The sequence below is a fragment of the Streptomyces sp. PT12 genome (assembly GCF_003311645.1).
Taxonomy (GTDB): Bacteria; Actinomycetota; Actinomycetes; order Streptomycetales; family Streptomycetaceae; genus Streptomyces.
On the sequence record NZ_QEST01000184.1, the window covers coordinates 62,294 to 75,794 of the forward strand.

Annotated in this window: 8 protein-coding genes; 5 read left to right on the plus strand and 3 right to left on the minus strand. The window is 68.7% G+C overall.

The window, feature by feature from the left end; genetic code table 11:
* Positions 1 to 21: 21 nt before the first annotated feature.
* The 4 genes from DEH69_RS20770 to DEH69_RS20785 all read left to right on the plus strand — a co-directional run bounded on the left by DEH69_RS20770 (position 22) and on the right by DEH69_RS20785 (position 6,577).
* Positions 22 to 1,164, plus strand: a complete 1,143-nt coding sequence (locus DEH69_RS20770) for an aminotransferase class I/II-fold pyridoxal phosphate-dependent enzyme (RefSeq protein WP_220131318.1) — start codon at positions 22 to 24, stop codon at positions 1,162 to 1,164.
* On the plus strand, positions 1,161 to 2,894 hold the full coding sequence (locus tag DEH69_RS20775; RefSeq protein WP_113688489.1) for a non-ribosomal peptide synthetase: 1,734 nt from the start codon (positions 1,161 to 1,163) through the stop codon (positions 2,892 to 2,894). The genes DEH69_RS20770 and DEH69_RS20775 overlap by 4 nt, the downstream gene beginning before the upstream one ends.
* Positions 2,895 to 3,053: 159 nt before the next feature.
* Positions 3,054 to 4,799, plus strand: a complete 1,746-nt coding sequence (locus tag DEH69_RS20780; protein ID WP_113688490.1) for an ABC transporter ATP-binding protein — start codon at positions 3,054 to 3,056, stop codon at positions 4,797 to 4,799.
* Positions 4,796 to 6,577, plus strand: a complete 1,782-nt coding sequence (locus DEH69_RS20785; protein ID WP_113688491.1) for an ABC transporter ATP-binding protein — start codon at positions 4,796 to 4,798, stop codon at positions 6,575 to 6,577. Before DEH69_RS20780 ends, DEH69_RS20785 begins: the two co-directional genes overlap by 4 nt.
* A gap of 65 nt (positions 6,578 to 6,642) precedes the next feature.
* Here the strand turns inward: DEH69_RS20785 and DEH69_RS20790 are convergent, their stop codons facing one another.
* The 3 genes from DEH69_RS20790 to DEH69_RS20800 all read right to left on the minus strand — a co-directional run bounded on the left by DEH69_RS20790 (position 6,643) and on the right by DEH69_RS20800 (position 11,898).
* Complete coding sequence (locus DEH69_RS20790; protein ID WP_147255736.1) at positions 6,643 to 8,454, minus strand: hypothetical protein; 1,812 nt, start codon at positions 8,452 to 8,454, stop codon at positions 6,643 to 6,645.
* Between the two features lie 18 nt (positions 8,455 to 8,472).
* Positions 8,473 to 10,701 carry a hypothetical protein gene (locus tag DEH69_RS20795; RefSeq protein WP_113688493.1) on the minus strand — a complete coding sequence of 743 codons (2,229 nt, stop codon included), beginning with the start codon at positions 10,699 to 10,701 and terminating at the stop codon, positions 8,473 to 8,475.
* A 216-nt stretch (positions 10,702 to 10,917) separates the two neighbouring features.
* The gene (locus DEH69_RS20800) at positions 10,918 to 11,898 is read right to left on the minus strand and encodes a glycosyltransferase (RefSeq protein ID WP_181727530.1); all 981 of its coding nucleotides are present in this window, start codon (positions 11,896 to 11,898) and stop codon (positions 10,918 to 10,920) included.
* 484 nt (positions 11,899 to 12,382) lie between these two features.
* Here DEH69_RS20800 and DEH69_RS20805 point away from each other — a divergent pair, with 484 nt between their 5' ends.
* Complete coding sequence (locus tag DEH69_RS20805) at positions 12,383 to 13,492, plus strand: UDP-galactopyranose mutase (protein ID WP_113688495.1); 1,110 nt, start codon at positions 12,383 to 12,385, stop codon at positions 13,490 to 13,492.
* Positions 13,493 to 13,501: the final 9 nt, after the last annotated feature.

Genomic DNA, 13,501 nt, shown 5'->3' on the forward strand with positions numbered 1-13,501 from the left:
GGAAAAGGAGCCGTACCCGCTGTGATACCCAAGACCTGCAAGATCGAGAGCTTCTTCGGGGAGTGGGAGTTCGCCGTCGAGTACGTGGCCTGCGCCTCGGACGTGGACGGCCTCACCCTGCGCGAGGTGCTCGACCTCGCCGATCCCGAGACCCTCGCCCTATGGGAGGGACTCGAGCTCGGCTACACCGAGACCACAGGGCACCCGCTGCTGCGCGAGGCGATCGCCGACGAGTACACGAAGACCGACGCCGACGGCATCACCGTCTGCGGCGGCGGAGCGGTCGAGGCGCTGTTCCTCGTCAGCCATGCCCTCATCGGCCCCGGTGACCACGCCGTCGTCATCTGGCCTGCCTTCGAGCCCCTGCACCGCATCGTCCCGGCCCTCGGCGCCGAGTTCACCCCGGTCCCGCTGGACGCGGAGAACGGCTGGCGGCTCGACCTCGACGCGGTCCGCCGGGCCATCAGGCCCACCACCCGTGCGCTGTTCATCAACTTCCCGCACAACCCGACGGGAGCGCTGCCGAGCCGTGCGGAGTTCGAGGCCCTGGTCGCCCTGGGCGCCGAAGCGGGAGTCACCGTCGTCTCCGACGAGGTCTATCGCCATCTGGAGTTCGAGCCCGGAGCGACGCTCCCCGCCGCGGCCGACCTGGACGAGAACGCCGTCAGCGTGGGGGTCATGTCGAAGGCGTACGCCCTGGCAGGGCTGCGCGTCGGCTGGATGGCCACGCGCAACACAGCTCTGACGGCCGCGGCCCGTACCCTCAAGGACTACACGACGGTCTGCGCCTCGGCGCCCGCGGAGATCCTCTCCCTCATCGCCCTCAGGGCACGGGACCAGCTGGTCGAACGCAGCAAGCGGATCATCCTCGACAACCTGGGGCACGCCGACTCGTTCTTCAGGAAGCACCCTGACGCCTTCGCCTGGGAGCCGCCGCGCGCCGGAATGGTCGCCTTCCCGAAGCTGACGCTCCCCACCCCGGCGCACGAGTTCGTGAGCGATCTCGTGCGTGAGGAAAGCGTCCTGCTGCTGCCGGACAGCGTCTTCGACACCACCGACAACCGCTTCCGCATCGGCCTGGGCCGCACCTCGCTCCCGCTCGCCCTCGACCGCATGGACGCGTTTCTCACCCGGCACGCTCGCCACGGAAGGAGCCAGCGGTGAACCCCGGTGAGCCCGATCGGCTCGTAGCCATGTTCCTGAAGTCCGCACAGGCCACACCGGATCGCGTCGCGATCCGGGACAGCGGCGGCTCGTGGACCTACGCCGAGACCGCCGCCGCGGCCGCGGACCTGGCCGACCGGCTCTCCGCCGCCGGGGTCGAGCCGGGCCACCGGGTCGGGGTCATGGCGGCGCGCCGGGCCGGCGGCCCGGTGGCGATCCTGGCCGCCCTGTGGAGCGGAGCCGCGTACGTTCCGATCGACCCCGGCTGGCCTGCCGCCCGGCGCGCGGCGGTCCTGCGGGGCGCCGAGGCGCGGACGGTGGTGGCGGTCGACACCGCGCACGAGACGCCCGATGACGTGCCGCGCCTGGACCTGACGACGCCCCAGCTGCTGCGGGCCCCGGGCGCCCCGCCCTCCTCCCCGCGCCCCCGTCCGCACCCGGGCGCCGCCTATGTGATCTTCACGTCAGGATCGACCGGTACGCCCAAGGGCGTCGAGGTCCGGTCGGCCGCGGCAGGCGGACTGGTGGAGTCGGTGGCGTCGCTGATCGGGATGGGTCAGGACTCGGTGTTCGTCGCCCTGTCCTCCTTCGCCTTCGACATCTCGGTGTTCGAGATCTTCGCTCCGTGGTCGGTCGGCGGCGAACTGGTCATCGTCCCCGAGCTACAGATCCTGGCGAACCAGCTGGGAGCGTCGCTCGAGGCGCCGGGGCGCGACGTCTTCGTGCAGACCACGCCGACGGTCCTGGAGCATCTCCTCAGGAGCGGGCTGGCGCTGCCGAAGGACACCGTCCTGATGCTCGCCGGGGAGCGGCTGCGGCGCTCGCTCGTGGCCCAGGTCGCGCACGTCCGGCAGGTGTGGAACCTGTACGGGCCCACCGAGGCCACGATCTACACCACCGCGCACGCGTGCCTTCCGCTGGTCCCCGACGACCCGGAGCCTGACCTGCCGATCGGATCGCCGGTCAACGGCGCGACAACGCGGATCCAGCCGCTCTCGGACGGTGGAGAGGAGGTCGGCGAGCTCCTGATCGGCGGCCCCGGCCTCGCCCTCGGCTACGTGGGGCGGCCGGATCTGACCGCGGAGCGCTTCCTGGACGGCGGGTCGTGCTATGCCACCGGTGATGTGGTCCGACGCAGGGCCGACGGCCTGCTGGTGCACGCCGGGCGGCTGGACCGCCAGGCGAAGATCCGCGGCAACCGCGTCGAGCTCGACGAGGTGGAGGCCGCACTCGCCGAGCGGCTCGGCCACGGTCGCGTCGCGGTCCGGATGGACACGCATCGCGTGGCGGGCCCGTACATCGCGGCGTTCGTCGCCGATCCCCACTGCGATGTCGTGTCGTTGCGCCGCGGACTTGCCGATCGGATCCCGGCCTACATGGTGCCCACCCGGATCTACCTGGTCCCCGAGATCCCCATGACCAGTAGCGGCAAGACCGACCACAGCGCCCTGCGGTCCCCCGAGGACACCTGGGCCTGGGACGGCGTGGTGTTCGAGACGCTCTCGAAGCTGTGGGAGCGGTATCTGGGCGTACCGGCGGTGCCGGACGGCAACTTCTACGCGCTCGGCGGGAACGCACACATCGCCCGGCGGATCGCGACAGGTCTGGCACAGGCCCACGGCATCGAGGTGGACGCCGCGGTGATCGAGCGGCATCCGGTGCTGTTCGACCTCGCCGCCGCGTTGACCGAGCTTGTCGGTACGCCGACGCAGGCTGACGGAGGGGCGTAGCGGCGGCCCCCGATCCGCCAGACCCGAGGACGTTCCACAACTGTCAGTGGTCTCAACGACTTTGCCGGGCCCGACAGCCGGTCGTACGATGGCCGCCGCCGTCCGGCAGATGCTCATGAGGGCGAGGCTCGGCTACCGAAAGGGATCGATCTCTCGATCATGCAACGGATTCCCGCGCTCGGGCCAGAAGGACTTGACCACCGGTCGGCGGCCAGGTTCTTGCTCGCGCTCGTCGGCAAGCAGAAGGCCGCCACGCTCTGGGGTGCGGCCATGTCCACGGTGTGGATGACCAGCCAGGCCCTGCTCCCGCTCATGGTCGGCCTCGCGATCGACCGGGGAATCGCCGAGAACGACAGCGGCGAGGTGGTCCGGTGGTCGATGGCCGTCCTACTGCTCGGCCTTATCAGGGCAGCGACCGGCATCGCGTTCTACCGGCACTCGATTATCACACGCACGGTGTCGGCCTCCCTCACCACGCGCATGGTGACGCGGCATGTCACGCGGCTCGGCGCGTCGCTCCCGCGTCGGAGGGACGCCGACGACCTGATCGCGACCAGCACGTCGGACGGCGTCGCGATCGGGATCGGCCTGCTCTACGCCGGTCGGATCATGGGTTCCGTGGCGGCCATCACGGCTGTCACCGTGATGATGCTCATCATCTCGGTCCCGCTCGGACTCCTGGTCCTCGTGGTCGTCCCCGTGCTCAGCGGACTCACCGGTCTGCTGCTGCGTCCCCTGCACAGGAACCAGGACGAGTACCGGTCGTTGCAGGGGCGGCTGGCGGGACGCGCGATCGACATCGCCTCGGGACTGCGGGTTCTCAAGGGAGTGGGTGGCGAGCGGCAGTTCGCCGCGCGCTTCCGCTCGGACTCGGCACGGCTGCGGGAGGCGGATGTCGGAGTGGCGCGCGCCGAGGCGGACTTCGAGGCGGCGCGGGTCCTCGTGCCGGGTCTGGTCACCGTGGTCGTCACCTACTCGGCGGCCCAGTTCGCGCTCGACCAGCGCCTGACGATCGGCGAGGTCGTCGCGTTCTACGGCTTCGCGACCTTCCTCACCTTGCCGCTCACCGACTTCATGGAGGGCATGAGCCAGGTGACTCGGGGGATGGTGGCCGCCCGCCGGGTGACGCGGCTGCTGAACGTCCGGCCGCGGACCGGGAGTTCGCCTAACGAGACGGCCGGTACCGTGCCGTGGACCCGGGGCGAGGCCCTTCTGGGCGACAGCGCTTCGGGGCTGTCCGTGCCACCGTCGACGTTTATGGCGGTCGCCTGCGCCGACCCCTCGGACGCCGCCGAGCTCGCCCGGCGACTGGCCCGCTTCGAGGATTCCGGCGAACCCACGCTGGGCGGCGAGCCGTTGGCGTCGCTGCCGGTCTCGGTGGTGCGGTCACGGATCCTGCTGGGCCTGAACAGCGACCGGTTCTTCGCCGGGACGCTACGGGAGGAGCTCGCGCCATCCGGCACGATCGACACGGCTGCCATCAGTGCCGCCCTGCGGATCGCGTCGGCGACGGATATCGTCGACGCCCTTCCCGACGGCCTCGACAGCCGGATGACGGGACGTGGCAGAACCTTCTCGGGCGGCCAGCTGCAACGCCTGCGCCTCGCCAGGGCACTGCTGGCGGACGCCGACTTCACCGTGCTCGTGGAGCCGACCAACGCGGTCGACGCGTACACCGAGCACCGCATCGCGGGGAACCTCGCCGCGTTCCACGCGACGCACGCGGCCGGGCGGAGCACGGTCGTGTTCACCCTCAGTCCGCTCCTGCTCCGACAAGCGCACCGCGTGGCGTATGTGGAGGAGGGCCGCGTGGTCGCCACGGGGACGCACGACGACATACTGGCACGTCACTCCGCCTACCGGACGTCGGTGGGGCGTGACGAGGTTCCGCGAGTGAGGAAATGAAGGCTCGTACTCTCCCGGTCGCCGATGCGAGGTTCGTCCGACGTTTTCTCGGGCGGACGGCGCGGCGTCACCGCAAAGAACTGGCCGGTGTGCTGGCCCTGTACGGCATCGCCGTGAGCAGCGGCCTGGTCGGCCCCCGGCTCCTCGGCGCCCTGGTCGAGGACGTGCGAGACGGTACGACCTCGGGCCATGTGACGGTCGTCGTGGCCGTGCTGACCGGATTCATCCTGCTCCAGGTGATCTTGACCCGCCTCGCCTTCCGGGCGGCGGGCCGACTCGCCGCCACGGTGCAGGGTGAGATCCGCGAGAAGTTCGTCGACGACGTGCTCGAGTTGCCGCTGTCCTCCGTCGAGCGGTCCGACGACGGCGATCTGGTGACGCGTGCCTCGCAGGACTCGGAGATGCTGCGACGCACCATGCAGCTCGCGGTGCCTCAGGTCATCGAGGCGCTGGTGTGGATCGTCCTCGGCTTCATCGCCCTCGTGTTGGTGTCGCCGTTGCTGTCGCTCGCCATGCTGATCATCCTGCCGCCGCTGATGGCGGGGTTCCGGTGGTACCTGGCCCGGGCACGCGCCGGCTTCCTGCGCGAGGCCGCGGCCTCCTCCGGCATCACCGAAGGACTGGACGCGACCATCCAGGGCTCGGCCACGGTCGAGTCCTATGGCCTGGAGTCCCACCGCGTCCGCCGCGCGGAGCGTGACACGGAGGCGGGGTATGAGGCGATGAGATACACCTTGTACCTGCGTACCGTCCTGTACTCCACGGAGGAGTTCCTCTACACCCTGCCGTTGGCCGTCGCCCTGCTCCTCGGCGGATACGCCTACACCGAGGGCTGGGTCAGCCTGGCCCAGGTGACCGCGGCGACGGTGTACATCCTCCAGATGATGTTCCCGCTCGAGACGTTGCTCGACTGGGTGGGGACACTCCAGCAAGCCGGCGCGTCGCTGGCCCGGCTGCTCGGCGTGGCGGACCGGTCCGAGCAGGACGGTTCCCACCCCGTGAAGAAGCCCGCCGGGCACGGCGCGATCACCTCCGCGGAACTCGCCGCCCGCGATCTCAGGTTCGCCTACGACGACGGGCCCGAGGTCCTGCACGGAGTCGAGCTCACCGTGCGCCCCGGCGAGCGGATCGCCGTCGTCGGACCGACAGGAAGCGGCAAGTCGACGCTCGCCCGGTTGCTGTCCGGGACCTATCCACCGCACGGTGGCGACGTCACGCTCGGCGGCGTCCCCCTGCGGGAGCTGCCGCACCACGAGCTGCGCGAGCACGTCGTACTGGTCAGCCAGGACCAGTACGTCTTCGGGGGCACACTTCGGCAGAACCTCGAGCTGGCCGCCTCGCACGCCACGCGGGACGGCCGGGACGGGGCCGACGACGCCGCACTCCTCGGCGCTCTCGAAGCCGTCGGCGCGCACGGATGGGTGGACGCCCTCCCCGAGAAGCTGGACACCACGGTGGGCGTCGGCGGGGAGGACCTGACGGATGCGCAGGTCCAGCAACTCGCGCTGGCCCGGCTGATCCTGGCGGACCCGAGTGTCCTGATCCTCGACGAGGCGACGTCCCAGATGGATCCGAGCTCCGCTCGAGAGCTCGAGCAGTCGTTCGCGGCCGTACTGGAAGGGCGGACCGTGATCTCGATCGCACACCGGCTCCACACGGCCCGCGACGCCGATCGCATCGCGGTCGTGGAGAACGGGCGCATTGTCGAGATCGGATCCCACGAGGAGCTGATCGACCGGGAAGGCACCTACGCCCGACTGTGGTCGAGCGGGACATGAGCCGCCACCCGTGCGGTACGCCGGGCGTGTGGCACCGCGCGGCGGCGTCCTCGCCCGGGTGTCCCCTACAAGGGATCGGTCTCGCTTCCGGCGGCGGCGAGCGCCGCTCGCAGGGCGCGAAGCACCGAGGCCGGGGGTACCAGCTCGGGGTCCCCTGGTGAGACCCGCATGATCTCGTCGGGTTGCTCAGGAAAGATGTCGGTGACGGTTGGTTCCGAGAAGCCGAAGCTGCCCCGCTGAACGATCTCGGGGAGATCCGGCGAACCGGCGCGCAGGACGTTGCGGACGCGTTCCGCCCGCTCGGGGCCGAGCCTGAGCAGTACGAAGGGCACCGCGGGGCGACCGAGCGAGACCCAGGCGTGATGGTCCGGGTGATCGGTTCTCGCCGGGTGAATGACCTCCAACGCTGGTCTGCCCAGCTCCGTCGCGATCCAGGCCGCGGCCTGCCCCAACCGTTCGGCGCGAGCCGCGGCGCCGTCGGCGGACCGAGCGACGAGCCTCAGCGCGGGCTCGTACGCGCCGGCGAGGTCCACCGTGCGGCGCAGCTGAGTGGACGAGAACAGCGGGTCGCATCGGTCCGGTACGACGGTGAGCAGGTATCCACCGGGGGCCCAGTCCTCGCCGACCATGAAGTGCTTCTGAAGGCTCGACCAGACCACGACCTGCACGCCGGACTCCTTGGCCGATTCGGCGACCCGTCGCAGCCAGGGCCCTGGACCGGGGACGCTCGCGTCAACAGCCACGAGGCCCCCACCACTTCCGCGTTCCTTCCCGAGCTCGCGGATCGTTGACGGCACATCACACACCGCGAGGTCGCGGGCCTTGCTCGGCGCCCAGTCGGTGAACTCCGAGACATAGGCGGTCGAGGCGTTGTTCGAAACCGGCTCCAACAGCAACACCACTGCCGAAGGCGCGTCGGGAGCCGCTCCGGGGAAGACCCCGTTCAGTGGATGCTCCTCCTCGATGCGCCGGACATCGCATCGGTGCGAGACATACTTGAGCAGCTTGCCGTTCTCGGGGTAACAGCTGTGCCCGGCCAGCACCGATGAGCCTGATAATTCCGCCTGCCGCAGAATCGAACCGAGCGCGGACATGCCGCTCGACGTGACGATGCAGTCGACTCGTTCGATGCCGGCCAGGAACGGGCGGTGGGCCTCCGCCAGCGCACGCTCGCATTCCTCGACGACGCTGTGGCGACCGTGGGACGCCGCCTGGGCGGATCGGAGCCGGACCGGCCGGACGTCCGCGGGGGTGGTGCCGGATGGCGCTTGGCCCACACACCATGACGAATCGGTCGGCAGCTGTTCGAGATCGAGGTAGCCGGAGGTCAGCTGGATGAGCGTCGGAGCACCGCCGAGCTTGCGGGCGTCGATGGCGAGATGCCGAAGGACATCCGCCCCGGTGGCCGGGAGCCACAGCACGCCCAACTCCTGATCGAGTACGCGGAGGGACTCGATCTCGGGAATCGGCAGCCGATCTCGTCTCGCCGGCTGCTTCGCGGCGATGTAGTCGGCAGCGTAGCGGTGGGCCTCGCGGGCACAGCCGACGCTCCTGAAAAGCAACGCCTCCCGCGTGTCATTCGACAACAGGCGCTCGAGAAGGTCCGGGTCGAGCGTCTCACGTTCGTAGTGCGAGGGGTACGAGGGCCCCTGCAACGTCCCGCTCCCGTGGCGGCTTCCCCTCACCGGCGATTGCCACGTCGAGAGGAGCAGCGCGTCCCTGAGGCGCAGCTTCGCCGCGTGGATCCCGTCCTCGTCGGCACCCGCCCGGATCGACGCCAACAGGGCGCGCACCGCGTCCCGCTCCACGTCGGTCGCCGGATCGAGACGTGCGAGGTCCTGCGAGAAGCTCACCCGGCGCTGCGAGTCGGGCACCATGCGACCGGTCATCGGGGCTCATCCATGGGCCGATCCCCGTCCGAACTCATAGCTCATCGAGTAGTCGTACGCCCCGCACGAGCCGATCGCGATCTTTGTGCCGATCCGCAGATCAGTCGTGTCGACGTTCGAAAGGAGCACGTCGCTCTCCATGCAGGTGCGGCCCAACACGCGCGACCTTCCCCGGCGCAGGGGAGTCCACCGGTCGCCGAGGAGCACGGCCACCGGGCGATCGAACGTCATCGCTTGAGACATCTCCGGGTCACCGATGTCGACCACGACATCGCACTCCGACGCGTCGGTACGCCGAGCGAGCACGGTCGCGAAGCGGATGCCCGCATACTGCGTCAGCACCCGGCCCGGCTCGGTGACAAGCCTCGTCGCCCCGTCGCGGATGGACGGGAAGAGCTGACGCGCCTGTGCCACCGACGAGCAGTAGTCCTCGAAGTCCTCGGCGTGCCAGCCGCCACCGACGTCGACCACCGCGGGCGGCGATCCGATCGTGTCGGTCAGCACCCGCGTGATCCGTGCGAGCCGCTCGACTTCGCGGCGCCACACGGCACTTCCGATGATGGCCTCGGCATGGTGGAAGTGAATGCCCCACGTCGCGTCCAGCAGGGTCGCCGTCCGGCTGAGCTGATGAGCCACCTGGTCGATCGCGTCCGCGGTGTCCATCTCGACGCCGAACCGGCTCTCGAAGCTCGGATGGAGCCGCACACCGACCGTCTTCAGCTTGAGCTGAAAGGGCCGGTGGCCGACGTCGCCGAGCATCCGCAACTCGTCGAGCGAGTCGGCGAACGCGACACCGCACACGGCCGCCGTGGGGGTGGGCCACCACTTGGCGGGCCCGTTCAGGATCGCGTCCCGCCGCTCGAACCCCGCACGCACCGCGGCGTCGAGCTCGTGCTGCGACGTGGCCTCGGCCACGAGGCCAGAGGCCGCGGCGATCGTCATCAGTCCCGGGTGGGGAAAGGTCTTGACGCTGTAGCCGATCACCGTGTGCGGTCCGAGCGTCTCACGCATCCGCGCGACCCGGCGTTCGAAGTCACTCGTGTCGACGGCGAACGAGCCACTGCCGCCGCCCGTTTCGTGCGAGCCCTTCTCGAGCAGCTCGATGAGTCGCTCCGTGGCCTGATCGTCCCGGGGGTGGTCGACCTCTGGCTCTTCGGTGACGGAGCGGGGCTTGATGAACGCCGGTACCGTCGCCGAGCGGTCTCGGCCCCCGGTCGGCGACGAGCCGCCCGCCCGCTGAGACCGACCGGCCTCCACCGATGGCGTTGTGGACTCGACGACGAGCCGTGTGAAAGCCGCGCTCGAAGGGGACTCCGTACGGGCTGGGGATCCGGAGATGAGCGACCCGACGACGTTGAGGCCCGCGGCGGCTGCTCCGTAGATCCAGGACGGCAGCGTCGGCTTGACCGCGATCAGGCGCAGCTCACCGCTCCCTGTCCGGATCAGCTCGACTTCGCCGCCGCCGTTCCAGCCCAGCTCGGAGAGGCTCGTTCGCAGCCGGTCGCGAAGGGCACCTGAGAGCTCGGTCACCGCGCCCGACCATGTCGTCCCTCCGCTCGCGACCTCCGTGGTCGACATGAACACGGCGTCGACGAGCTCCCCGTCGAGGGCGGCGAACGCGATGGAACACGCCTGACCGGGAATGTGCTCTTCCATGTACCAGCGGGTACCCCACGATGCCTCGATCCGCGCTCCCGCACGGAGCGCGGCCGGTGTCCTGTCGACCCACTGGGACCCGCCGAGCTCGCCCCTGACCCAGGCCCCGTGCTCGCATCGCCGCAAGAACCTCGAGACTTCGTTGACCGAGTGCGCGTCGAGCGACGGAGGCAGTGGTATGTCCAGCAGGCGCGAGAGCCGCTCCGCGGGTCTTTTGAGACGCGAGACGCAGTGCTCGTCGGGGGTGAGCAGGTGCGCGCTCGGTGGCAGCTCCCGTGCGAGAAGCCGGGCTTCGAGCGCGAGACCCGGGATCAGAAAGGAGTCGCTTGCCAGATCCTTCAGCTGGGCGACCCAGGTATCGAGGTGCACCTCGTCCCAGTCCGGAAGGCAGTGCATCTCATCGAGAATTTCCGAGTGCAGAGCACTTGGCACTACCGCATAGCCAACTCCGACGATCAAGGCATCAGGCTCGAACAGGCGAATGCTGCGCGCGATCCCGAGCCCAGCGGACCCGTTCGATCCGTCGTCAATCCCGGAAACCACATAGCGCGGGCGTATCGAATCTGCCTTTTGCGACATTGCAATCCTGGAGAATTTCTCGCTCGTGTAGCGAACCTTTGGGAGAGACTGGCAGCGACATGAGCTATTGTCAAGCCCTCTGGATCATGAACTTCCAGTTCTCCGGCGGTAGTTGTGGAACCGTCACCGAGTGCGGTGCCTGGTATGACCAGCCGCCCGCCTTCGGCCCAGGCCCCGCGTCACCGACGCGCCGGCCGTGCGCTCACGGCGTCGGACTCACCGGGGGCAGTGCTGGGCGAGCTCTCGCTCGAGCCGCTTGAGCCCTCCGATATCCCGTAGCCGGGGCAGCTCGTCGAGCATTTCGAGGAATCGCCGACCCCAGAGGGCATAGTCGGGAAAGCGATCGAGCCGGCGCGCGAAACCCTTCTTTCGCCACGACCATGGCTTGATCCCCGCGTAGTGCAGCCCGCAGGCCACATCTATCGTCGGGTAGCCGTAGAAAATCGAGTACCTCGGATCCAGGCTTGTCCACTGGCCGGACCAGAACAATGTTGCCGCTTGCTGGTCGGTCCACGACCAGCGATTCCGCACAAGGTCTCGGATCTCACCTTGGCCGACCCAGTCCATGAACCTGTGGTAGGTCGACATCGACGGCTCGACCATCAGCAACGACGCATTGACACCATAGTTTTCGAAATCCACGGCCACCCGGTCGGTGATCTCCCGCGGGATCGGCGCGCCAGGTGGGCAGATGTCCCCGTACACGTCGTGCCACACCCATGTGCCGGTCGTGAGCGCGTCAGGCCGCTCGACCAGTTGCCCCCGTTCATCGATGTCCGCCATATGGGCTCGGCGCTCGTTGATGATTCCGGCGGGTGCGGGAATGTCCCAGAGTCGCTCGAAGTCACGTAGTGGAAGGAGGTCGGCGTCAATGTTGACGACCTTCTCGTACGAGCATCCGAAATCTCCGTCAGGCCCGAGACGCAGAGAGGCGAAGCGGGTCAGTGCGGCGCCCTGCACTCGCGCCGATCCGGTCCGCTGGGAGGCCGAGGAGGGCGACTCCTGGTAGCCGGGGATGGGGATCTCCTCCACGGGGAGGACCTTGTCATAGAGAGTCAGAAGGGCATGACGTGCGCGATCCGAGACATCCTTGGTGACCAGGCAGACACGGTCCGAGCGGCTGCCTTGACGCTTGAGCCCGTACGCGGCCATCAGGCATCCTGGAAGGTAACTGTCGTTGAACATGAGGAAGGTCACAAACGCGCGCCGATCCTCCTTCGGAGGCGCCTGTCGCGAAGGTCGCGACACATGCAGGCTCGTGACTTGGTCAGGCATTGACGACGGCTCCCTCAGGCTCGCGCAGGCATTCGGACGTTCGTCCGGTACGGCGAACGAAGTTTGCGGCTCTCGCTGTTGATATCGACCGGAGATTGATCAGGGCCTGCCGATCGGATTCCGAACAGCCTGGGTATGGATATTGGGTGTCCGAACAGCGGTCGCCGAATGTGATGCCGAATGCGTTGAGAAGAGGCTACCATCGCATTGTCCGCTTCGCCCAACCCGTGGGGGGTAACTGCTGATTGGCTCGGTGATTTGCCCTGTTTATCCCGCATGGTTGTGGGTTCGCGACGGCTCGGGCGAGGCCAGGCGCCGCCCTCCGGCGTAAGCTCTCGCGGAGCCACGGTCACCGGTGCTGCGCGTCATGAGGCGCGCGGCACCCCCATGAGACGGGAGAGTCGGAGTGAGGGCACCCCACAGCTGTGTCGTTGTCGGCGCCGGTCTCACCGGTGCCACGGCCGCGTCGGTGCTGGCGCGGCAGGGCTTCCACGTTCGTGTCCACGAACAGGCCGATGTGGTCGGCGGGCATGTGCGGACCGAGTGGATCAGGGGGATACCGTACGAGCCGCACGGGGCGCATATCTTCCATACGTTTGACAGCGAGATATGGCAACTCGTCAACGAATTCACCGACTTCGTTCCCTATCGACACCGCGTCACCACGCGGCTGCGCTCCCATCAGCTGAGCTGGCCGCTCCAGAGGAGCGAACTGCCTCAACTCGAGGAGTGGCCCGAGGTGGAGCGGGAGCTCTCTTCGCTTCCGCCCGAGCCCGACGCGACCAATTTCGAGACCTATTGCCGGTCGCTCATGGGAGACACCCTCTACGGCCTATGCGTTCGCAACTACACGCTGAAGCAGTGGGGGCGAGCCCCCGATGAGCTCTCGGCTTCCGTCGCGGTGGGCCGGGTCGAGCTCCGTGACGACGGCTACCGAGGTCTGTTTCGGGACCCCTATCAAGGGTGGCCGGAGCGCGGCTATGCCGACCTGGTGGAAGCTCTCGTCGAACCCGCGGAAATTCATCTCGGTACGCCGGTCACCTGCGCCGACCTGGCCGAGCTGACGCGGCCGGGTGAGCCTGTCGTGATCACCTCGGCGCTCGACGACTTCTTCAGCGGCGAACTGGGGCCACTGGAATGGCGGGGAGTCCGTCTTGAAAGCCAGTTCATGCCGGACGTCAGCCTCTTCCAGTCGTCCATGGTGATGAACGAACCCGACCTGGCCGTCCCATGGACCAGGACGATCGAGACCAAGTGGGCGCTGGAGAAGCTCCACACGACTCCCGGGACCGTCGTCATGCGCGAGTACCCCGGCGCGTCGGCGAAGCACTACCCGGTTCCCGACAGTGCCGGGATCAACAGGGCACTTCAAGCCTCCTACGAGGCGAAGCTCGCCGCCTACGCGAGGAATCCGCTCGTGGCCGCGGGGCGCCTCGCGACCTACAGCTATATCAACATGGACCAGGCCGTCCGACAGGGTCTTGAGGCGGCACGTCGCATCATCGAGGCCCACTGAGCCCAGCCA

Bases quoted from the DNA above. Each gene is read 5' to 3' on its own strand.
- DEH69_RS20780 (WP_113688490.1), top strand. From the start codon at position 3,054: ATGCAACGGATTCCCGCGCTCGGGCCAGAAGGACTTGACCACCGGTCG.
- DEH69_RS20785 (WP_113688491.1), top strand. From the start codon at position 4,796: ATGAAGGCTCGTACTCTCCCGGTCGCCGATGCGAGGTTCGTCCGACGT.
- DEH69_RS20790 (WP_147255736.1), bottom strand. From the start codon at position 8,454: ATGGTGCCCGACTCGCAGCGCCGGGTGAGCTTCTCGCAGGACCTCGCA.
- DEH69_RS20795 (WP_113688493.1), bottom strand. From the start codon at position 10,701: ATGTCGCAAAAGGCAGATTCGATACGCCCGCGCTATGTGGTTTCCGGG.